14 protein-coding genes are annotated in these 23,341 nt (G+C 57.1%); 2 read left to right on the top strand and 12 right to left on the bottom strand.

Going from position 1 to position 23,341, the window contains the following annotated elements; all coding sequences use genetic code 11:
• Positions 1 to 34 precede the first annotated feature (34 nt).
• From alaS to QT231_RS09510, 4 genes are all read right to left on the bottom strand, one after another.
• Positions 35 to 2,647 (bottom strand): alanine--tRNA ligase, encoded by a 2,613-nt coding sequence (alaS, locus tag QT231_RS09525; RefSeq protein WP_308336665.1) that lies wholly within the window; start codon positions 2,645 to 2,647, stop codon positions 35 to 37.
• A gap of 214 nt (positions 2,648 to 2,861) precedes the next feature.
• Positions 2,862 to 3,326: a regulatory protein RecX gene (locus QT231_RS09520; protein WP_308336664.1), complete on the bottom strand. Its 465-nt coding sequence runs from the start codon at positions 3,324 to 3,326 to the stop codon at positions 2,862 to 2,864.
• A 39-nt stretch (positions 3,327 to 3,365) separates the two neighbouring features.
• Complete coding sequence (gene recA / locus QT231_RS09515) at positions 3,366 to 4,433, bottom strand: recombinase RecA (protein ID WP_308336663.1); 1,068 nt, start codon at positions 4,431 to 4,433, stop codon at positions 3,366 to 3,368.
• 129 nt (positions 4,434 to 4,562) lie between these two features.
• Positions 4,563 to 5,102, bottom strand: coding sequence for a CinA family protein (locus QT231_RS09510; protein ID WP_308336727.1), 540 nt, complete (start codon positions 5,100 to 5,102; stop codon positions 4,563 to 4,565).
• A gap of 162 nt (positions 5,103 to 5,264) precedes the next feature.
• Here QT231_RS09510 and mutS point away from each other — a divergent pair, with 162 nt between their 5' ends.
• Both mutS and fdxA read left to right on the top strand, forming a co-directional pair.
• Entirely contained in the window at positions 5,265 to 7,826 is a 2,562-nt protein-coding gene (gene mutS, locus QT231_RS09505; RefSeq protein ID WP_308336662.1) for a DNA mismatch repair protein MutS, read from the top strand.
• Between the two features lie 301 nt (positions 7,827 to 8,127).
• A complete protein-coding gene (gene fdxA / locus QT231_RS09500; protein ID WP_007111508.1) occupies positions 8,128 to 8,451 on the top strand; it encodes a ferredoxin FdxA in 324 nt (107 codons plus the stop codon).
• A gap of 503 nt (positions 8,452 to 8,954) precedes the next feature.
• Here the strand turns inward: fdxA and eno are convergent.
• The 8 genes from eno to pilQ form a co-directional block, all read right to left on the bottom strand.
• Positions 8,955 to 10,244, bottom strand: a complete 1,290-nt coding sequence (gene eno / locus QT231_RS09495; protein ID WP_308336661.1) for a phosphopyruvate hydratase — start codon at positions 10,242 to 10,244, stop codon at positions 8,955 to 8,957.
• Positions 10,245 to 10,324: 80 nt separating this feature from the next.
• Positions 10,325 to 11,188, bottom strand: a complete 864-nt coding sequence (gene kdsA, locus QT231_RS09490; RefSeq protein ID WP_308336660.1) for a 3-deoxy-8-phosphooctulonate synthase — start codon at positions 11,186 to 11,188, stop codon at positions 10,325 to 10,327.
• Between the two features lie 12 nt (positions 11,189 to 11,200).
• Positions 11,201 to 12,856 carry a CTP synthase gene (locus tag QT231_RS09485; protein WP_308336659.1) on the bottom strand — a complete coding sequence of 552 codons (1,656 nt, stop codon included), beginning with the start codon at positions 12,854 to 12,856 and terminating at the stop codon, positions 11,201 to 11,203.
• A gap of 315 nt (positions 12,857 to 13,171) precedes the next feature.
• Positions 13,172 to 14,590 carry an FAD-dependent oxidoreductase gene (locus tag QT231_RS09480; protein ID WP_308336658.1) on the bottom strand — a complete coding sequence of 473 codons (1,419 nt, stop codon included), beginning with the start codon at positions 14,588 to 14,590 and terminating at the stop codon, positions 13,172 to 13,174.
• A 36-nt stretch (positions 14,591 to 14,626) separates the two neighbouring features.
• Positions 14,627 to 19,069 (bottom strand): glutamate synthase large subunit, encoded by a 4,443-nt coding sequence (gene gltB / locus QT231_RS09475; protein ID WP_308336657.1) that lies wholly within the window; start codon positions 19,067 to 19,069, stop codon positions 14,627 to 14,629.
• A 517-nt stretch (positions 19,070 to 19,586) separates the two neighbouring features.
• Positions 19,587 to 20,693: a 3-dehydroquinate synthase gene (aroB, locus tag QT231_RS09470; protein ID WP_308336656.1), complete on the bottom strand. Its 1,107-nt coding sequence runs from the start codon at positions 20,691 to 20,693 to the stop codon at positions 19,587 to 19,589.
• Positions 20,690 to 21,268 carry a shikimate kinase AroK gene (aroK, locus tag QT231_RS09465; protein WP_308336655.1) on the bottom strand — a complete coding sequence of 193 codons (579 nt, stop codon included), beginning with the start codon at positions 21,266 to 21,268 and terminating at the stop codon, positions 20,690 to 20,692. The genes aroB and aroK overlap by 4 nt, the downstream gene beginning before the upstream one ends.
• Positions 21,268 to 23,328 (bottom strand): type IV pilus secretin PilQ, encoded by a 2,061-nt coding sequence (gene pilQ / locus QT231_RS09460; RefSeq protein WP_308336654.1) that lies wholly within the window; start codon positions 23,326 to 23,328, stop codon positions 21,268 to 21,270. The genes aroK and pilQ overlap by 1 nt, the downstream gene beginning before the upstream one ends.
• Positions 23,329 to 23,341 lie beyond the last annotated feature (13 nt).

The raw sequence follows: 23,341 nt of genomic DNA, 5'->3' as shown, positions 1-23,341 counted from the left end.
AGGCCGGTAGCAATAATGCCACCGGCCCAGAGGTTTAGCTAAGAACGTTTTCCAACCATGCCGGTACGCTCTTCAACGCATCCGGCAAGGCGTCGGGTTGACTACCTCCGGCTTGGGCCATGTCAGGACGGCCGCCGCCCTTACCTCCCACCTGAGAGGCTACATGGTTCACCAGCTCACCGGCTTTCACTCTACCGGTCAGATCTTGGGTTACCCCAGCGATCAGGCTTACTTTGCCCTCCGCCTGGTCGGCAACGCCGAGGATAATCACTCCAGAGCTTAGCTTGTTCTTAAGCTGATCAAGGATGCCACGTAGGTCTTTGCCTGACACACCATCCAGCTGCGTCGCCAGCAGCTTAACGCCGTTGATATCCTGCACCTGGCTAAGCATATCGCTACCTGCTGCGCTGGCCAGCTTGGCTTTGAGCTGCTCGAGCTCTTTTTCCAGGCTACGGTTACGCTCAACCAGCGATTCCACCCGTGCTTCAACCTGCTCAGGCTTGGTTTTCAAACGCTCGCCCAAGCGCTCAAGGCGGGCTTCCTGTTCGCGGAAGTAGGCCAACGCATTTTCGCCGGTGATCGCTTCGATCCGGCGCACGCCGGAAGCAATACCTACCTCGCTCATCACATGGCAGCAGCCGATATCGCCGCTGCGCGCCACGTGGGTACCACCGCACAACTCGATAGAGAAGTCGTCGGCACCAATGGTCAGCACGCGCACGTTCTCGGCGTATTTGGCCTCAAACAGCGCTGCCGCCCCCTTGGCCTTGGCCTGATCCAGGCTCATCTGCTCGACCTTGGTCGGTGCGTTAGCCAGAATCTGCTCGTTGACCAGTCGCTCGACTTCCGCCAGTTGCTCGGCGGTCATTGGTTCGAAGTGGCTAAAGTCGAAGCGCAGGCGCTCAGCATTGACCAGCGAGCCTTTCTGCTGCACATGGTCACCCAGCACCATGCGCAATGCTTTATGCAGCAGGTGGGTAGCCGAGTGATTGCGGAGAGTGGCGGTGCGCAGGCTGGCGTCCACTTCGCCGCGCACGCTGGCACCAACGCTTAGCGAGCCTTCGATCATTATGCCCTGGTGAAGGTGATGCCCACTCTTCTTTTGGGTATCCGTCACCTGGAAACGGCCACCATCGACATACAGGTAGCCGGTATCGCCTACCTGGCCACCTGATTCGCCGTAAAACGGCGTGCGATCCAGTACCACGACGCCCTTCTGCCCGGCTTCCAAGGCGGCTAATTCGTTACCTTCGCTATCGACCAGCGCGGTTACCTTGGCCTGGTCTTCCAAACGGTCGTAGCCGGTAAAGGCTGTTTCACCCTCCAACTCGATGGAGGCGCTGTAGTCGGCACCAAACTGGCTGGCCGCCCTTGCACGTTCACGCTGGGCCTCCAGGGCTTGCTGAAAGCCCTCTTCATCCAAGGTTACACCACGCTCGCGGCAGACGTCGGCGGTAAGGTCGAAGGGAAAGCCGTAGGTGTCGTAAAGCTTGAAGACGGTTTCACCCGGCAGCACCTTGCCATCCAGCTCGGCCAGGGCGGCATTCAAGAGCCCCATACCGTGATCCAGGGTGCGCGCGAACTGCTCCTCTTCTTTTAGCAGCACTCGGGCGATTTGACCGCTCGCTTCACGCAGTTCTGGATAGGCATCGCCCATTTCGGCGTCCAGCGCCTCGACCAGCTTATGGAAGAACGGTTCTACCGCGCCCAGCTTGTGGCCGTGACGAATCGCGCGGCGAATGATCCGACGCAGCACATAGCCACGCCCTTCGTTGGAAGGCAGCACGCCATCAGCAATCAGGAAGGCGCAGGAGCGGATATGGTCGGCAATTACGCGCAGTGAAGGTGTAGCGGTATCCGGATGCCCGGTAGCCTTGGCAGCCGCTTGCAGCAGGTTCTGGAACAGATCGATCTCGTAGTTGGAGTGCACACCCTGCATGACAGCGGCGACACGCTCCAAGCCCATACCGGTATCGATAGAGGGTTTCGGCAGCGGGTTGAGCGTGCCCTGGGCATCGCGATCAAACTGCATGAAGACCAGGTTCCAGATTTCGATAAAACGATCGCCATCCTCTTCCGGAGTCCCCGGCGGGCCACCCCAGACTTCGGGCCCGTGATCATAAAAGATCTCCGAACAGGGGCCGCAAGGACCGGTATCGCCCATCTGCCAGAAGTTATCTTTTGCACCGATACGCGCAATGCGCTCCTGAGGAACGCCAATGTCGTCGGCCCAGATATTGTAGGCCTCGTCATCTTCCGTAAAGACGGTGACCCATAACTTGTCTGCAGGCAGCCCAAGTCGCTCAGTGAGAAACTGCCAAGCGAAACGAATAGCGTCGTGCTTGAAGTAATCACCGAAGCTGAAGTTACCCAGCATTTCAAAAAAGGTATGGTGGCGGGCGGTATAACCCACGTTGTCTAAATCATTATGCTTACCACCGGCTCGCACGCAGCGCTGGGCGGAGGTCGCCCGCACATAGGGGCGCGGATCATGGCCTAAAAAGACATCTTTAAAAGGCACCATGCCTGCATTCGTGAACAGTAGGGTGGCATCGTTGCCCGGCACCAGTGACCCGGTGGGCACGATGGTGTGCCCCTGCTCTGCAAAGTAATCAAGAAAGGCCTGTCTGAGTTCTGCGCTCTTCATAGGGTATCCGTAACAAGAAAGCGTGATGTCCCAGGGCGCTGTCACCGCTACCCTCAGGGGTCGCAAAGCAGCCATTATAGCGCAGTTGTCAAACGACTAAAGCCGCACTTAGTGGCAGAATGGCAAACAGCTATGTGGACAGCCAGGAGAACAAGCGTATTAGAGCGCCATTAGAAATGTAAGAGGGGGCGGTTTACGGACTGGAGAAAACGTATTAGAGACAGGAGAGTGCGTAGCGAATTTGCTCAAAATCGAAGCCGCGATTGGCGAGAAAGCGCTCGCGTCTAGCGCGCTCTTTGGGGGTTTCACCGGGGCTATCAAAGCGTCGCGCCAGGGTTTCCCGGGCTAGCTCAAACCAGTCGACCTGCTCGCCCTCCTCCACCTCTTCAAAAGCAGTGTTAAGGGTTTCCTGGTCAACGCCGCGCTGGCGCAACTCGCCTTTAATGCGGATAACGCCTTGACCACGCAGTATGCGTGAACGGACGAAACTGGCCGCAAAGCGAGCGTCAGACTGCAATCCTTGCTCAACCAGCGTATCCAGGCATTCATCAATAGCGTCATCGTCGAAGGCTTTTTTCTTTAGCCGCTGGGCAAGCTCGGCGCGGGAGTATTCGCGCCGAGCCAGCAAGCCAATGGCGATGTCACGGGGCGTGGCATCGCGCTGGGAGGGAAAGGCCATCAGACTGTCTTCGCTAGAATTATCTTCGCTAGCATCGTCTTACAGCAGTTCGTCATCACCGGCGTCCAACTCAGCTGGCGCTTCAGTAGCCGCTTCTTCTTTTTTGGGGTCAGGCTTGGCCAGCAGTTGTTCACGAATCTGCGTTTCGATTTCGAGCATGATGTCCGGGTGCTCTTCCAGGTAGAGCGCCGAGTTGGCTTTACCCTGACCGATTTTCTTACCTTTATAGCTGTACCAGGCACCGGCTTTATCGACGAGATTGCACTGCACGCCCAGATCGATGACCTCACCGGCATGGTAGATACCCTTGCCATAGAGAATCTGGAACTCAGCCTGGCGGAACGGCGGCGCCACCTTGTTTTTAACCACTTTCACGCGGGTTTCGTTACCGGTGACTTCATCGCCTACTTTCACCGAACCGGTGCGACGAATATCCAGACGTACGCTGGCGTAAAACTTAAGCGCGTTACCACCCGTAGTGGTTTCAGGGCTACCAAACATGACGCCGATCTTCATGCGAATCTGGTTGATGAAGATCACCAGGCAGTTGGCGTTTTTGATATTACCAGTGATTTTACGCAGCGCCTGGGACATCAGGCGCGCCTGCAGGCCGACGTGGGAGTCGCCCATTTCGCCTTCGATTTCAGCGCGCGGGGTTAACGCGGCCACCGAGTCGATAACAATCACGTCGACACCGCCGGAGCGAACCAGCATGTCGGTAATTTCCAGCGCCTGTTCACCGGTGTCCGGCTGGGAAACCAGCAGATCATCCAGGTTAACGCCCAGCTTTTCGGCATAGCTGGGGTCAAGGGCGTGCTCGGCATCCACGAAGGCACACACTTTGCCCTGCTTTTGCGCCTGAGCAATCACCGAAAGGGTCAGGGTCGTTTTACCCGACGACTCTGGGCCAAAGATTTCGCACACGCGACCAAACGGCAGGCCGCCGATGCCGAGGGCGATATCCAGACCCAATGAACCGGTGGAAACCGACGGCATGACGACACGCGGCGCGTCGCCTAGACGCATAACGGTGCCCTTGCCGAACTGACGGTCGATTTGGGTGAGTGCAGCGTTTAGCGCTTTAGTGCGGTTGTCATCCTGAGCCATTCAGAGATTCCTCATAACAAGCTGTATAATTAGCCAGTAGTATGCCAAAGATTGCGGCGTAAACAAATCCTTGATCACGCTTTCTCTCATCTATTTTGTTAAGTGCCTATCTGGATAAGCGCTTTTGTCTTACGACGGGTGCCTCTTGCTGGCCTTCTTGCGCTCATTCAGGCGTGCCACTAACCCTACCAAGGCCTGGCGCACTGCCTGCTCGCGCACTGCCTGACGGTCACCTGGAAAGTGAAAGCATTCAGCCTCCTGGACGGTGCTATCTCCCCAGGCCAACCAAACCGTACCCACCGGCTTCGCATCGCTGCCGCCATCCGGCCCAGCCACTCCGCTAACGGCAACGGCCAATCCTGCACCACTTTCACGGCAGGCGCCTGACACCATAGCATTAACCACTTCTTCGCTTACGGCACCGTGTTCGGCCAGCGTGACTTCAGGCACGCCCAACAAGCGCGTTTTAGCCGCATTCGCATAGGTCACATAGCCGGTCGTAAAGTAAGCAGAGCTTCCCGCTGTAGACGTAATGGCGCTAGCAATGCCGCCCCCGGTGCATGACTCAGCGGCGGTCACTTCCACACCCAACTGCTTACACAGCCGCCCCAGCCGCTGAGCCAACAGGGTTAAATCAAGATTTTTCAGGCTAGTTTCACTGGGCACTATCGTCGCTCCTTCAAGTGAGTCGTCTGTTCAGCGTAGAATACTGCGTTTAACTTGCTTAACGAACTGTCTCAAAGTCCTTGTTCCAAGAACTGCCTCAAAAAACTGGCTCAACGAACACGCCGTAAGCCGTAATGGCCTACGCTAAGCTTAATCAGGATGCCCATGTCACAGGCTATTCCCGCCAACACGCCAATGATCACGCAATATTTAAAGATCAAACGCGAGCACCCCGAGGTACTGCTGTTCTACCGCATGGGGGATTTTTACGAACTGTTTTTCGACGACGCCAAGCGCGCCGCCGCGCTGCTGGATATCACCCTTACCCAGCGCGGCCAGTCGGGCGGCAAACCGATTCCCATGGCGGGCGTACCCTACCATAGCGCTGAGGGCTATCTCGCGCGTCTGGTCGCCGGTGGCGAGTCGGTGGCTATTTGTGAGCAGATTGGCGACCCTGCCACCAGCAAAGGCCCCGTCGAGCGCCAGGTGGTACGTATCGTCACCCCCGGCACGCTCCACGATGAAGCCCTGCTCGATGCACGCCGTGACAACGTCTTGGTCTCCGTTTCCCCCGGCAAAGAGAGCTGGGGCCTTGCCTGGCTGGAACTCTCCAGCGGCCGCTTTAACGTGCTGGAAGTGGAGAGCGAGGCGGAGATGCTCGCGGAGCTCACTCGCCTCTCTCCCGCCGAACTGCTGGTGCCCGAAAGCCTAACGCTACCCGATGCCTGGTCGCAAAAGCGCAGCCTGCGCCGCCAGGGGGAGTGGCTATTTGACTTGGAGAGCGCCACCCGCAGCCTCTGCGACCAGTTTGAAGTACAGGATTTACGCGGCTTTGGCTGTGCGCATCTAACCACTGCGCTAATTGCTGCCGGGGTGCTGATTGATTACGCCCGGGACACCCAGCGCTCGCGTCTGCCCCACGTAACGGCCATTAGCGTTGAGAATCGCGATGACGCGGTGGTCATCGACGCCGCAAGCCGACGCAATCTGGAAATCGACATCAACCTGGGGGGCAGTAGTGACAATACCCTAGCCAGCGTGCTGGATACCTGCACTACGGCCATGGGCTCACGGCTGCTCAAACGCTGGCTCAACCGTCCGCTACGCCAACGCGATATCGTGCAAGGGCGCCATGCAGGGGTGGCGCTGTTAAGCCTGGATGCCGCCTATATGCCGCTGCGTGAAACGTTGCGTGCAGTGGGCGACGTGGAGCGCATTCTCGCCCGCGTGGCCTTGTATAGCGCTCGCCCCCGGGATCTGGCACGGCTGCGCGATGCACTGGTAACGCTCCCTGAACTGGAGCAGCAGCTTAGCGAGGTAGAGAGCGGCAGCGCCTTGGACAACCTGCGCCCGCATATTCGCCCTTACCCGGAAATGGCCGATATGCTCAGCCGCGCGCTGGTGGAAAACCCGCCGGTGGTGATCCGCGATGGCGGGGTGATTGCCGACGGTTTTGATGCCGAGCTCGATGAGCACCGCGGCATGGCCGAAAACGCCGGCGACTATCTTGTTCAGCTTGAACTTCGTGAGCGCGAGCGTACGGGGCTAGCCAATCTTAAGGTGGGCTACAATCGGGTGCACGGCTACTTTATCGAACTGCCTCGCTCCCAGGCTCAGCAAGCGCCCGCCGACTATATTCGTCGCCAGACGCTGAAAAACGCCGAGCGGTTTATCATACCCGAGCTCAAAGAGTTTGAAGATAAGGCGCTGTCCGCCAAGTCCCGAGCGCTCACCCGGGAAAAATGGCTCTATGATCGCCTGCTGGGCGATCTCAACAATAGTCTTCACGCGCTGCAGAGCACCTCGCAAGCCCTGGCGGAGTTGGATGTGCTGTGCGCCTTTGCCGAACGCGCCGAAGCGCTGAACTGGGTGCGCCCGACACTCACCGAAACCACCGGCATTCAAATCGACGCGGGACGCCACCCGGTAGTCGAGCAGGTGAGCGAGACGCCTTTTGTGCCCAACGACGTAACGCTCAATCCTGACCAACATATGTTGATTATTACCGGCCCCAATATGGGCGGTAAATCGACCTATATGCGTCAGACGGCACTCATCGCCCTGCTGGCCCACTGCGGCAGCTTTGTGCCCGCCGATGCCGCCGAGATCGGCCCGCTGGATCGGATATTCACCCGCATTGGCTCATCGGATGACTTGGCGGGCGGCCGCTCTACCTTTATGGTGGAGATGACCGAAACCGCCAATATTCTGCACAACGCCACCCAGCAAAGCTTGATCCTGATGGATGAGATTGGCCGCGGCACCAGCACTTTTGACGGATTATCGCTGGCTTGGGCAAGTGCGGAACACTTGGCTAAAGGGCGCGCACTCACCCTGTTTGCCACCCACTACTTTGAAATGACTGCACTGCCTGAGCATATGGAAGGCGTGGCCAATATCCACCTAACGGCGACCGAGCACGGCGATAGCATCGTGTTTATGCACCGCATTGAGGCGGGCCCGGCAAGCCAAAGTTACGGCTTGCAGGTGGCGCAGCTAGCGGGCGTGCCTAACCATGTGATCAAACGCGCTCGTGAAAAGCTGATGAGCCTGGAACAGCGCGATGTAGATAACACGGCGCAGGCGCCACGAACCGCTCCCCAGCAAAACGATTTATTCGCCGCCGCGCCGCATCCGGTGGTCGAGGCGTTGGAAAACATCGATATGGATGATTTAACCCCGCGGGAAGCGCTGTCGCTGTTGTATCAGTGGCGAGACCTGATCTAATGGTGCTGATAACTTGGCAGGCCATAAATGAGCATTTAGTGCCAGTGCAGGTTGGAGCGAGGGTCTTTCGACAGGGCCATCGAAAGTAGCGCCCACGGACGGATTCACAGCGCCCTCGTGGAAACCTGTAGTGGCATTGCTACCCACAGAGATAGCTCAGGAATCATATGGCGCTTGCCGCAGGGTAAGCGCACCTCTAGAATGTCGCTCAAACTTTTAGCTTATAAAAAACGGCTGATTTATAACCATTCACGATTGACCATGGCTGGGAGCGCCCCGGCCCTGCAAGAGGGATAGCAAGATGACGTTTGTCGTTACCGAGAACTGCATCCAGTGCAAATACACCGACTGTGTGGAAGTCTGCCCGGTCGACTGTTTCTACGAGGGCCCGAACTTCCTGGTCATTCATCCTGACGAGTGTATCGACTGCGCGCTGTGCGAGCCCGAGTGCCCCGCCGAAGCGATATTCTCCGAGGATGAACTGCCGGATGGGCAAGAGGCCTTTATCGAGATTAACGCCGAAATGGCCGAAGTGTGGCCGAACATTGCCGAACGAAAGGATCCACTGCCGGACGCCGAAGAGTGGGATGGCAAGCCTGGTAAGCTTGAGAAGCTAGAGCGCTAAGGCTAACCACTAATCAGCGTTTCTCTTTAAAACCAGCGACCGCGCTGGTTTTTTTATGGCTTGCCAAACTTGCACTGGTAAATTTTAGACAAAAAAAGGCGGCCCGTAGGCCGCCCGCTCCAAGCACTTCCTCTGACCACTCCCTGGATCAACCTCCTCAGATGACGTCCTTGCCGGGACTTACCTCACTGTATCACCCGGCGCATCTGACCTACATCCCGCTGCATCCTGACTGAAGCGTCCTTGCCTCCCCTTGTCCTGTGTATATTGTGTCAGATCACACCAGCTTCTCAACAAAGCCAAAATGCAAAAAGGCGAGTCGCAGCGACTCGCCTTGTTTAAAAAAGTATTTTAAAAACAAACACTTGAATTTAAATTAGTGAAAAAATAGGTCATTTCTTAGCCAAATCGAGCGATTCTGGTCGGCATTTGTAAGATATCTCTTACAAAATCTTGAGACATCTCTTACAAGCCCCTCTAAAAAATCGCTCGAAATTGGCGTTTTACTGCCCCTTAATGGCTTTCAGACCCGGGTAAGTCACTTCACCCAGCTCCGCTTCAATCACCAGCAAGCGGTTGTACTTGGCAACCCGATCGGAGCGGCACAGTGAACCCGTTTTGATCTGCCCGGCGCAGGTGCCCACTGCCAAATCGGCAATGGTGGTATCTTCCGTTTCACCCGAGCGGTGTGAAATCACCGCGGTAAAGCCAGCATCCTGGGCCATCTTGATGGCATCCAGCGTTTCCGACAGCGAACCGATCTGGTTAAACTTGATCAGAATCGAGTTACCGATCTGTTCGTCGATACCGCGCTTGAGGATCTTGGTATTGGTGACAAACAGGTCATCGCCCACTAGCTGTACTTTATCGCCCAGCTTATCCGTTAGCGCTTTCCAGCCCGCCCAGTCCGACTCATCCATGCCGTCCTCAATAGAGACAATTGGATAGTCGGCGCACAGACCTGCCAGGTAATCGGTAAAGCCTTGAGCGTCGTAGCTTTTTCCTTCACCGGAAAGATTGTACTGACCATCCTTATAGAACTCAGACGAAGCACAATCCAGCGCCAAGGTAACGTCTTTACCCAGGGAGTAACCTGCATCAGCCACGGCCTGTTTAATCACCGCTAGCGCATCGGCGTTAGAGGCCAGGTTAGGCGCAAAGCCGCCCTCGTCACCAACGGAGGTGGAGAGGCCTTTCGCCGAGAGTACTTTCTTCAGCGCGTGGAAAATTTCCGCGCCCATGCGCAGCCCTTCGCGGAAATTAGCCGCGCCCACCGGCTGCACCATAAACTCTTGGATATCGACGTTGTTATCCGCGTGCTCACCGCCGTTGATGATGTTCATCATCGGTACCGGCATGCTGTACTGGCCCGGCTGGCCATATAGCTCGGCAATGTGGGCATACAGCGGCACGCCTTTGGCGTTAGCGGCGGCTTTAGCGGCGGCCAGCGAGACAGCTAGAATGGCGTTAGCGCCAAGATTCGCTTTGTTCTCGGTGCCGTCCAGCGCCAGCATGGCATCATCGAGGCCGCGCTGATCGCGTGCATCCATACCCAGCAGCGCATCACGAATTTTGCCATTGACCGCATCAACTGCTTTCAGCACGCCCTTACCCAGGTAGCGCGATTTATCGCCGTCGCGCAGCTCTAACGCTTCCCGGGAGCCGGTCGAGGCACCACTGGGGGCACAGGCTTCGCCCACAGCACCACTGGCAAGGCGCACATGCGCCTGCACAGTGGGGTTACCGCGTGAATCCAGCACTTCCAACGCACTGATAGCAACAATTTTGGTCATAGCAGTGTCCTTTCCTGTTAGTTAGATAAAATTATTAATATAACGCCCTACTCAACGACGCACTGATTAGCAAAAACAACTTAGCGAATCGTTAGCGGTTCAAACCCTTTGACCAGCGCATCCAGCTGCACAAGCTGAGTTAGGAACGGCTCTAGCTGATCCAGCGGAAGTGCACAGGGGCCATCGCATTTGGCATTATCAGGGTCAGGGTGAGCCTCTAAAAACAGCCCTGCAAGGCCGACAGCCACACCCGCTCGGGCCAGTTCGGCAACCTGTGCCCTGCGACCGTCTGCACTGTCGGCCCGGCCACCGGGACGCTGCAGGGCATGAGTCACATCAAAAAATACCGGATAGCCGGTCTGCTTCATATCACCAAAGCCGAGCATATCCACAATCAGATTATTGTAACCAAAGCTTGAGCCACGCTCGCAGAGCATTAATTGATCGTTACCCGCCTCCTGAAACTTGCTGAGGATATGGCGCATTTCATGGGGCGCCAAAAACTGCGGCTTTTTGATATTAATGACTGCGCCGGTTTTGGCCATGGCAACCACCAAATCGGTTTGGCGAGCCAAAAAAGCGGGCAATTGGATAATGTCGGCGACTTCAGCCGCCGCTTCCGCCTGCCAGGGCTCATGCACATCGGTGATGATCGGCACGTTGTGGCGGGCTTTGATATCGGCAAGGATCTGCAGCCCTTTTTCAATACCGGGGCCACGGTAGGAGTGGATGGAGCTGCGGTTGGCTTTATCGAAGCTGGCCTTAAACACATAGGGCATATCCAACTTCTGGGTCACCGTCACGTAAGCTTGGGCAACTTCGTCGGCAAGTTCCGCAGACTCCAGCACATTCATGCCGCCCAATAACATTAGCGGTAAGGAATTGCCGGCGGTTAAGCCGGCAACATTAATATGACGTTCTTGAGACTGCTCTTGAGAAGCCATGCTTTTGCCCTCTTATTCCTGCGCATTCGCATGGGCGCGACTACGCGCTGTTTTGTGATCCAAGGCGGCGTTAACAAAGCCCGAGAACAGCGGGTGTCCATCACGGGGAGTGGAGGTGAACTCCGGGTGGAACTGACAGGCCACATACCAGGGGTGATCCGCCAACTCGATCATTTCCACCAGGGACTGATCAACGCTCTTACCCGAAATAACCAGACCCGCCTTTTCAAGCTCATCGATAAACTGGTTATTCACCTCGAAACGGTGACGATGGCGCTCAACAATCTCTTCCGAGCCGTAGGCTTCCCGCGCTTTAGAACCCGAGGCCAAATGGCACACCTGACCACCTAAACGCATGGTGCCACCTAAATCGGACGCCGCATCGCGTAGCTCGATTTTACCTTCAGGGTTCAGCCACTCGGTAATCAGCCCCACTACCGGGTGCTGGGTGTCGTGGGTGAACTCGGTAGAGTTGGCATCACTCCAGCCTGCCACGTTGCGGGCAAACTCAATCACCGCCACTTGCATACCTAGGCAAATACCCAGATATGGCACGTTATTTTCGCGCGCAAACTGAGCAGCAAGGATCTTGCCTTCTACGCCACGCTCGCCAAAGCCCCCGGGCACCAGTATGGCGTCTTTACCCGCCAGTCGCTCGGTGCCGTGGTGCTCAATGTCTTCAGAATCAATATAGTCGACGTTGACCTTGATGCGGCCTTGGATGCCAGCGTGAATCAGTGCTTCATTAAGCGACTTATAGGCATCCAGCAGCTCCATGTATTTACCCACCATGGCGATGCTAATGGACTTGAGCGGGTTGAGCTTGGCGTCTAGTACCTTCACCCACTCTGAGAGATCGGCTTCAGGCGCTTCAAGGCGCAGCTTGTCGCAGACAATCTCGTCCAGGCCGTGCTCGTGGAGCATCAACGGAATGCGATAGATCGTATCGGCATCCTGCAGCGGTACCACTGCACGCTCTTCTACGTTGGTGAACAGCGCAATTTTGCGCCGCTCGCTCTCTTCCAGCTCCACTTCGCTGCGGCAAATCAGAATATCCGGCTGGATACCAATCGAACGCAGCTCTTTAACGCTGTGCTGGGTCGGTTTGGTTTTGGTCTCACCCGCCGTTTTAATGTAGGGCACCAGGGTCAGGTGCATAAACAGCGCGCGGTTGGCGCCCTGCTCACTACGGATTTGGCGAATGGATTCCAGGAACGGTAGCGATTCAATATCGCCGACCGTGCCGCCAATTTCCACCAGCGCCACGTCAAAGCCTTCACCGCCCGCGTAAACGCGCTCTTTAATCTCGTCGGTGATATGCGGAATGACCTGAACGGTGCCGCCCAGGTAGTCGCCACGGCGCTCTTTGCGCAGCACGTTCTCGTAAACACGCCCGGTCGTAAAGTTGTTGCGCTGGGTCATTTTGGTGCGAATAAAGCGCTCGTAGTGCCCGAGATCAAGGTCGGTTTCGGCGCCATCTTCAGTGACGAACACCTCACCGTGCTGGAAGGGGCTCATGGTGCCCGGATCCACGTTAATGTATGGGTCGAGCTTGAGCATGGTGACCTTAAGGCCGCGGGCCTCTAGAATCGCCGCCAGCGAGGCGGAGGCGATGCCCTTCCCGAGAGAGGACACAACGCCGCCGGTCACGAAGATATATCGTGTCATGGATAACCTGTCGAATCGTGATCAAAAGGCACGGCAGAAAGCCACGCCAGGATGGGTCGACAGACTAGCAGATTACGACCTAAGGCTCAATTTGAACTGAGCAGTCAAAACCTACTCAACTTAATCACACTTGTGCCATCGCCCCAGCGATAGGTCTACGCGAGGGCGCTGTGAACCCATCCATGGGCGCTACTTTTGTCATCTGACCGCCATGGATGGCGGGAATGCCGGAATTGTATGGAGCGTTATTCCGGCCATGACAAAAGACCCTCGCTACGACCTATCCCCGGCGCTGCTCTATGCGTGAGGCGCGCGCTATACCCCCAGGTAATCCAGAATACCTTCCGCGGCTTGGCGGCCTTCGTAGATGGCGGTGACCACCAGGTCAGAGCCGCGTACCATATCGCCACCGGCAAAGATTTTTTCGTTGCTGGTTTGGAAGGCGTACTGGCCGTGCTCCGGCGCGGTGACCCGGTCGCGTTCGTCGACCTGAATGTTGGCGCTATCGAACCAGGGCGCTGGGCTTGCCTGGAAACCGAAGGCGATAACCACGGCATCTGCCGCGATAATCTCTTCAGAACCGGGCACCACTTCAGGACGCTGACGGCCGTTTTCGTCCGGCTCGCCCAAGCGCGTGCGCACAACCTTCACGCCTTCGACCTTGTCTTCACCAACAACCGCTACCGGCTGCCGATTGAACAGAAACTCCACGCCCTCTTCACGGGCATTGGCCACTTCTCGACGCGAGCCCGGCATGTTGCCCTCGTCACGACGATAGGCGCAGGTCACGCTGGTGGCGTTCTGACGAATCGAGGTACGGTTGCAGTCCATCGCCGTATCGCCGCCGCCCAGCACCACCACGCGCTTGCCTTCCATGGAGATATAGTCGTTAGGGTCTTTTTCAAAGCCCAGGCAACGGTTGACGTTGGCAATCAGGAAGTCGAGGGCCTTGTACACGCCCGGCAGGTCTTCGCCTGGAAAACCGCCTTCCATGTACTTATAAGTCCCCATACCCAGGAAGACCGCGTCGTACTCCTGCATCAGGGTCTCAAATTCGATATCGGTGCCGATTTCGGTGTTAAGACGGAACTCGACGCCCATCTCTTCAAATACCGCCCGGCGGCGTTCCATGACACTCTTTTCCAGCTTGAATTCGGGGATACCAAAGGTCAGCAGGCCGCCGATTTCCGGGTACTTATCGAACACCACCGGCTTGACGCCATTGCGGGCCAGGATATCCGCACAGCCCAAGCCCGCCGGGCCTGCGCCGATAATGGCAACTTTTTTGTCCGTCCAGGTAACGTGGGACATATCCGGCCGCCAGCCCATGGCAAACGCCGTATCGGTGATGTACTTCTCCACCGAACCGATGGTTACCGCACCAAAACCGTCATTGAGCGTGCAGTCGCCTTCACATAGACGATCCTGGGGGCACACGCGGCCACACACTTCCGGCAGCGAGTTGGTTTTGTGCGACAGTTCGGCGGCTTCAATAATGTTGCCTTCCACCACCAACTGCAGCCAGTTGGGAATGTAGTTGTGTACCGGGCACTTCCACTCGCAGTACGGGTTACCGCAATGCAGGCAGCGGTGCGCCTGGCTGGCCGCATCAGTAGGTTTAAACGGCTCGTAAATTTCCGCAAACTCTTTGGCACGGGCGCGGGCGTCTTTCTTTTGTGGGTCTTTACGACCCACATCAACAAACTGAAAATCGTTATTTAAACGGTTAGCCATGGTCTCTCTCCTGTCAGCGTGAGGGGCATAAGCGGGTTATTGCGGCTGACGCCGAGACTGATCCAGCAAACTACCCAGGCTTGCCGCTTTTGGCTTAACCAGCCAGAAGTGGCGCGCATAGTCGCTGAAGTCTTCCAAAATAGCCGCCCCACGCGCGGAACCCGTTGCGGTCACGTAGGCTTCGATCATTTCACGCAGGTGACGACGATACGCCTCCATCACCTCTGTGTTAACGCGATGAATTTCGACCAACTCGTGGTTGTACTTATCCACGAAAGTACGGTCTTCATCCAACACATAGGCAAACCCGCCGGTCATCCCCGCGCCGAAGTTCACCCCGGTTTCGCCGAGCACGCAGACCAGGCCGCCGGTCATGTATTCGCAGCAGTGATCCCCTGCACCTTCAATGACGGCAGAGGCGCCGGAGTTACGCACAGCAAAGCGCTCGCCCGCTGTACCCGCCGCAAACAGCGTGCCGCCGGTGGCGCCGTACAAGCAGGTGTTGCCGATAATGGCGGTTTTATGGCTCTCAAACTGACTGACCTTGGGCGGCACAATCACGATACTACCGCCGTTCATGCCTTTACCCACGTAATCGTTGGCGTCGCCCTCAAGGTAGAGGTTCAGGCCACGGGCGTTCCACACCCCGAAGCTCTGCCCCGCCACCCCGGTGAACCGGGCGGTGACTGGCGCCGCTTCCAGGCCCTCTTCACCATAGCGCTTGGCAATGGCACCGGAGGTGAGCGCCCCCACACTGCGGTCACAGTTGGTGATAGTGAAATCAAACTCACCGCCCGACTGGCTTTCGATGGCGTCTTTCAGCGCTGCCAGCACTTCCTGGTTCTTGGCACCCGGGTCGTGAGGCACGTTTCGGCTGACCTTACAGAACTGCGGCGCATCTTTAGGTACATAATCATTGGCCAGCAGCGGCGTTAAATCGAGCTTGCGCTGGGAAGCCGTATTGCCTTCCAGCACTTCCAGCAGGTCGGTACGGCCGATCAAATCAGTCAGCTTGCGCACGCCCAGCATGGCCATCAGCTCGCGCACCTCTTCAGCGATAAAGCGGAAGTAGTTCTTGACCATATCCACGGTGCCGCGGAAGTGCTCGCCGCGCAGGAAATCATCCTGAGTGGCGACGCCGGTGGCGCAGTTGTTGAGGTGACAGATGCGCAGGTACTTACAGCCCAGCGCCACCATCGGCGCGGTACCAAAACCGAAGCTCTCAGCCCCCAGGATCGCGGCTTTAACCACGTCTAAGCCGGTTTTCAGGCCGCCGTCGGTCTGCAGGCGAATTTTGTCGCGCAGGCCGTTGATTCGCAGCGCTTGGTGCACTTCCGGCAGTCCCAATTCCCAGGGCGAACCGGCGTGCTTGATGGAGGTCAGCGGGCTGGCCGCCGTGCCGCCGTCGTAGCCAGAGACGGTAATCAAGTCTGCATAGGCCTTGGCCACGCCGGTGGCAATGGTGCCGATGCCCGGTTCGGAAACCAGCTTCACCGATACCTGGGCGTCAGGGTTGACCTGCTTAAGGTCAAAAATCAGCTGGGCCAAGTCCTCGATAGAGTAGATATCGTGGTGCGGCGGCGGCGAAATCAACGTCACGCCAGGTACAGCGTAGCGCAGCCGAGCAATCAGTTGGTTCACCTTACCGCCGGGCAACTGACCGCCTTCACCGGGCTTAGCGCCCTGGGCAACTTTGATCTGCAGTACTTCCGCATTGACCAAGTACGCTGGGGTTACGCCAAAACGGCCAGAGGCGATCTGCTTGATTTTCGAGCTACGAATCGTGCCGTAGCGCGACGGGTCTTCACCACCTTCACCGGAGTTGGAGCGACCGCCCGCCTCGTTCATGGCCTGGGCCAGCGCTTCGTGGGCTTCCGGCGAGAGCGCGCCCAGCGACATACCAGCGCTATCAAAGCGCGGCAGCAGTTCTTCTACCGGCTCAACTTCATCCAGTGCCAGCGGCGTTTCAGCAGGCTTGAGCTTGAGCAAATCACGGATGGTAGCTACCGGGCGCTCATTCACCAGTTGTGCGAACTTCTTCCACTTGGTGTAGCTACCTTCCTGAACCGCCGCCTGCAGCGACATCACCACATCGGGGTTATAGGCGTGGTACTCGTGGCCGTGCACGTACTTGAACATGCCGCCCTGGGAGATGCCTTTGCGGGGAATCCAGGCATCTTTAGCGGCCAGCGCCTGCTGCATTTGCAACTCAGCGAAGCCGGTGCCCTGGATGCGCGACGCCATGCCCACAAAGCACATATCCATCACTTCGTCCGCCAGACCCACGGCTTCGAACAGCATCGAGCCACGGTAGGAGGCCAGCGTCGAGATGCCCATTTTGGATAGGATCTTGAACAAGCCTTTCTGTAGGCCTTTGCGATAGTTCTCACGGCCATCAGCCGGGTTGCCGGTCAATTCGCCGGTGCGGTGCATATCCGCCATGACCTGATAGGCCAGCCACGGATAAACCGCCGTAGCACCTACACCAAATAGTACCGCCATTTGATGCGCATCCCGCGCGTAGCCGGTTTCCACCACAATATTGGCATTGGGACGTAGCGCCAAACGGCCTAAGTGAGAGTGCACGGCTCCCACTGCCAGGGCGGCCTGAATAGGAATAAGCCCTTTCGCCAGCTCGGCATCGGTCAAAACCAAAATGACTTTACCGGCGCGCACCTGTGCTTCGGCCTCTTCACACAGCGCTTTGAGCGCCTGGTGCAGACTCTGTTGCTCAGGATCGTAGCCCAGCGACAGCGTATGGCTGGCAAATGCCGGGTCGTCCTGACTCACCAGCGCGGTAAATTTGCGCGGCGACAATACCGGCGTGGTCAAAATCAAACGGTGAGCGTGCTCAGGCGTGGCTTTAAAAACATTCAGCTCCGCGCCGCAGCAGGTTTCCAGGGACATTACGATCGCTTCGCGCAGCGGGTCAATCGCCGGGTTGGTAACCTGGGCGAATTTCTGGCGGAAGTAGTCGGTCAACAGACGCGGACGGCTCGACAGCACCGCCATGGGCGTATCGTCGCCCATTGAGCCAACGGCTTCCTGGCCGCTCTCTGCCAGCGGGCGTAGTACCTGGTCACGCTCTTCAAAGCTGACCTGGAACAGCTTCTGCTGAGCGTTAAGCGCATCGGTATCCATGGTTTGGAAACGCGCAAGCTCGGTCAACGCCGACTCCAAATAGCTCGCTTCCTGCTTCAACCAACGCTTATAGGGGTAGGCAGATTTCAGCCGCTCATCGATATCGGTAGTGTGCAGTACTTCACCGGTTTGGGTATCCACGGCGAGCATTTGACCTGGACCAACGCGGCCTTTGGCGACCACATCTTCAGGCTTATAGCCGTAGGTGCCGATTTCTGATGCCAGGGTGATATAGCCGTTTTTGGTAATCACCCAGCGCGCCGGACGCAGGCCGTTACGGTCAAGCATACATACCGCTTGGCGGCCATCGGTCATGACTACGCCCGCGGGGCCATCCCATGGCTCCATATGCATGGAGTTGTATTCGTAGAAGGCACGCAGCTCGGCGTCCATGGTTTCGACGTTCTGCCAGGCGGGCGGCACCATCATGCGCACCGCGCGGTGCAACTCCATCCCACCGGTGAGCAGCACTTCCAGCATGTTATCCATGCTGGAGGAGTCGGAACCGGTGGTGTTGACGATCTCGTCCAGCTCGGCGATATCCGGCAGGCGCTCGTTGACGAAATTCGCCTTACGCGAGTTCGCCCAGCCACGGTTGGCTTCAATGGTGTTGATCTCACCATTGTGTGCCAGCAGTCGGAACGGCTGCGCCAGCGGCCAACGGGGAGCGGTATTGGTCGAGAAACGCTGGTGGAAAACACAAATGGCGGTTTCCAGGCGCGGGTCGTTCAAGTCCTGATAGAACGCCGGTAGGTCTTCCGGCATCATCAAGCCTTTATAGGAGATGACTTCTGACGACAGCGAGGCGACGTAGAAATCCTCTTCGTCACGCAGCGCCTGCTCCGCACGACGGCGGGCCATAAACAGGTCAACATCGAAGTGTTCGCCCTGGCCTGGCTGCACAAACAGCTGACGAATGCGCGGCAGGCAGTCGAGTGCCATTGGGCCACAAACGCTCGGGTCTGTAGGCACATCGCGCCAGCCGAGTACATTAAGCCCGCGCGCTTCAAGTTCGCGGGTCAGGGTGTCACGGGCATGCGCTTCACGGGCGTCATCGTTGGGTAGAAATACCACGCCCACGGCAAAGCGGTCGCCCAGCTCGGTACCAAACACCTCTTTAGCCAGTTCCTGCATAAAGGGGGTAGGCATTTTAAGTAGCAAACCACAGCCGTCGCCGGTCTTGCCGTCGGCAGCGATACCGCCCCGGTGGGTCATGCAGGTCAAAGATTCAATGGCAGTTTTCAGCAAGTCGTGGCTAGCCTGGCCTTCCATATGGGCAATCAGGCCAAAACCACAGTTATCGCGAAACTCGCCAGGCTGGTGAAGACCTCTATTCATGGGCGTGCCTCTACTAGTCAGCGTATTTTTTTAGCAGCGTTCTTATGGTATAAAGGACGGTTTTGCTTTTTTTATAGTGCTAATAACCTGCCCAGGATGGGGTGCTTCCCACGTTCGCTGCCGCAACAAAATGGCCGGTCAGCATAGCGATTGGTGGCCACTTTGCGCAATCTCTTGGCACCTTCAACGTCAGAGAAACTCTTTTCAAATCCTGTATTTGCATTCTCATTCAAGAAAAAAAAGCATATACTTCAAACACTTGTAATTATATAAAACGCTATTTTAACGCTTTTTATTTTCCATTGAACTTTAGTCTAAATAGGGCTTACAAGCTCATGCCGATAGCGCATAAGGCATACGGATTATATAGAAACACTGTTCTACTACTTGGCTGAAAATAATGCTGCGCGCATGCAAAACGGCCCTCATTAGCGAGCCTGGTTTTACCAGGCGGCTAATGAGGGCCGGCGGGCTCTCTTAACTAGATCACGCTTAACTGAATCGCGAAAGTCGTTGCTCAGCGGCGCGGATAGTCATCCAGCAGCTTGCGCAGGACGCCTAGAGGTGTTGCATCGCTGATGCAGGCATCACCCAGGGCGTTAAGCAGCACCAAGCGCAGCCGAGTACCGGTATTTTTTTTATCCAGCCGCATACGGGTTAAGAAGTCATCGCTGGTCATATTCGCCGGTGCCGCCAGCGGCAGCTCGGCGCTCTCAATTACCGCCAGGGTTCGTTCCAGCGCTGCGCCGGTGATCCAGCCCAAGCGTCGAGAAAGCGTTGCCGCCATGGCCATGCCCGCGCCTACCGCCTCGCCGTGCAGCCAATTACCGTAGCCCTGGTGGGCCTCAATGGCGTGACCAAAAGTATGGCCCAGATTAAGTAGCGCCCGGACGCCCTGCTCGGTCTCATCCTCGGCAACAATGTCGGCTTTGATTTGGCAACTGCACGCAATCGCCTCGGCGACTAAGTCAGGCTCAACATTAAGTAGCGCGGCCATGTTGGCTTCCAGCCAGCCTAAAAACGCTTCGTCACGGATCAAGCCGTACTTAATCACCTCGGCCATACCGGCCGACAGCTCTCGGCGGGGCAGGCTCTTGAGCGTATCGATATCCACCAGCACGGCTTTGGGCTGCCAGAAAGCGCCGATCATGTTTTTACCCAGCGGATGGTTAACGCCGGTTTTGCCCCCCACCGACGAATCCACCTGGGAAAGCAGCGTGGTGGGCACCTGGATAAATGCCACACCGCGTTGATAAGAAGCGGCGGCATAGCCGACCATATCGCCAATTACCCCACCGCCCAAAGCGATCAGGGTGCAGCGGCGGTTAAAACCAGCCTCGAGCAGCGCGTCCCAGATCCGGCTGACCTGCTCGATGGTTTTATACTGCTCGCCATCGGGCAGCACCAGCGTGCGAACATCCAAGTGATTCGGCAGGCTGGCGCAGAGTTTTTCCAGATAGAGTGGCGCGATGGTCTCATTGGTCACCACCAATACTTGCTGCCCGGCCAAGTACGGGGTCAGCGTATCGGCTTTGCCAATCAGTCCAGTGCCAATATAAATCGGGTAGCTGCGCTCGTCTAAAGCAACGTTTAGCATACGTGGCGCGCTGGCTGTCGAGGTCATGGTGATACCTTATGGTTAAGCGTTCCAGCCGACGATGAGGAGGGTTCGAGGGGATCCACCAGCCGATGCACTCGGCGCAGGATTTCATTGACTACCGCTCGAGGGCTACGGCGGTCAGTGCGCACGGCAATATCTGAGGTGGCGCGATAGAGCGGGTCGCGCTGGGCGAACATGTCGTTGAGCACCTGTTCGCGGTTGGCGCACTGCAATAGTGGCCGGTTGCGATCTTTCGCTGTCCGCTTGAGCTGCTGGTCAACGGTGGTCAGCAGATAGACCACCGTGCCACGCTCGCGCAGGGCGCGGCGATTCTCTTCGCGCAGCACTGCACCGCCACCGGTGGCGACCACCACCGGAGAGAGCTGGGTTAACTCATCAATCATATGAATTTCCCGCAGCCGAAAACCCTGTTCGCCCTCCACATCAAAAATCCACGGGATATCAGCCCCGCAGCGGTCTTGGATGGCGTGGTCACTGTCGTAAAACGGACGCGCAAGCTCGGCCGCCAATAGGCGACCAATGGTGCTTTTGCCAGCCCCCATGGGGCCTATGAGAAATAAATTAGGTAAATCCTGCATCAGCGAACCGTTAAGCCATCGTCTAGGAGTCGTGGAGTAATAAAGACTAACAACTCTACCTTTTCATTGCTCTCTTCGGTATAGCGAAACAGTCTACCGAGCAAAGGAATATCACCCAACAGCGGTGTTTTGGCGATTTGGCGCAGCTCTTCGGTGGTCAAAATTCCGCCTAACACCACCGTTTGGCCGTTATCTACCAGCACTTGGGTTTCAATTGTATTGGTATCAATCGGCGGCTCACCGCCAAACTCCGATTCACGAAAACTGTCATTTTTAATCACCAGATCCATGATAATACGATTATCCGGGGTAATCTGCGGGGTGACTTCCAACGAAAGTACGGCCTCTTTGAACTCGGTATCCGGATTATCGTTGCCATCGACACTCTGGAAGGCACGCTCTTCACCCTGGCTAATTTTGGCGGTACGTTGATTGGCAGTAATAATCCTAGGCTGAGAAATGGTCTGGCTTTTCCCTTCGCTCTCCAGTGCGCGCAGCTCCAGATCCAGCAGGATATCGCCGGATAAATAGCCAAAGCTAAAGCCGGTGCCCGGCCCCGTGGCGGCGCCTAGATCCACCGCCAAGCCCCCCTGCGCCCGGTTAATGCCACCGGGATTGATATCGCGCCGACTGAAGGTGCCGTCTTCCCTCTCTTGAAAGCCACGGGTGCTCGACATACCCCAGTTAACCCCCAGTTCGCGGGAAGCGGTGTCCCGAGCGATGACAATGCGCGCCTCTATTTGTACCTGGCGGACGGCCACATCCAGGCGATCTATGGTGCGTACGATATCGCGCACCTGATCGGCGGTATCCTGAACCAGCAGCGTGTTGGTGCGGTTATCAATGCTGACACGACCACGCTCGGTGAGAAGCCCAAAGCCATCCTCATCGCCACCGCGTAACAGCTGGGCTAAATCATGGGCCCGGGCATACTTGATCTCGATAAATTCGGTGACCAGCGGTGAGAGCGTTTCGCGCTGGTTGCGGGCCTCTAGCTCCTGACGCTCTAAATCGGCCAGTTCACTGGCGGGCGCCACCACAATCACATTGCCCTGTTCACGGCTCGATAGTCCCTGGCTTTGCAGAATCAGCGCCAGCGCCTGATCCCAGGGCACGTCATTCAAGTTGAGCGTTACCCGCCCGGTTACGCTATCGCTGGCGACTAAGTTTAGCCCGGTGAACTGGGCCAGCGTGGCCAGCACCGAGCGTACTTCGATATCCTGAAAATTAAGACTCAAGCGCTCACCGGTGAAGCGCTCACCTGTTGCTTCAGAGGGTTGTGATTCCTGGCTGGCGGGCTGCACTTCCACGGTTAGCGTGCGACCACTTTGCGAGGAGATCATCGCATAAGCGCCCTGGGTGGCAACTGCTAATTGGGTATCACCTTGGCTGGCACGGGGCGTAACCCGGGTGACGGGGGTCGCAAAGTCGGTAACATCGTAGACCTGGTTTAGCGAGTCTGGAATCGCCACATCGCGCAGATTCACCATCACTTGATCGGGGCCGCCTTCCCGCACGTTGGCCTCGACGCCTTCGCGATCAAAGGTGACGATCAAGCGACCGGCGCCGTCCGGGCCGCGACGAAAATCAATATTTTCAATCTGCGGCCCTTCGTCAGTTTCAAGCCCCGCTGAAGAGACGCTGGGGAAAGAGCTAGGCGAGCGGCTGGCATCTGGAGCAAAGGTAATGCGTAGACGATCCCCCAGCACACGGGACGTGAATGTCTGGGGCTCGCTGAGATTGACCACCAAACGCGTACGGCCATTGCCCTCCAGCGCGGTAATTTGCTCGATACCGTGACGATTAACGTTAATGCGCCGATCAGCAAGCCCGCTCTGGGTTGCAGCCAGATCCAGCGACACCCGGGGTGGAGAGTCCAAGCGGTAGCTGCGCAGTTCGGGAACGCTGCCGGTAAAGCGCAGGTCAAGGTGGATGCCACCGTTCTCGGCGGGCTGAATGTCAATATCGGTCAGCACCGAGGCAGCCGCCAAAGAGGGCAATAGTGAAAATAGTGCGGCCACGGCCATGTAGAAAGTCGTTCGCCAAGCTGTAACTGCCATGAGCTATTATCCG

It is taken from the genome of Halomonas sp. SpR1 (genome assembly GCF_031010175.1).
In the GTDB taxonomy this organism is placed as follows: domain Bacteria; phylum Pseudomonadota; class Gammaproteobacteria; order Pseudomonadales; family Halomonadaceae; genus Vreelandella.
This window is presented reverse-complemented; position numbering and strand designations above follow the sequence as displayed.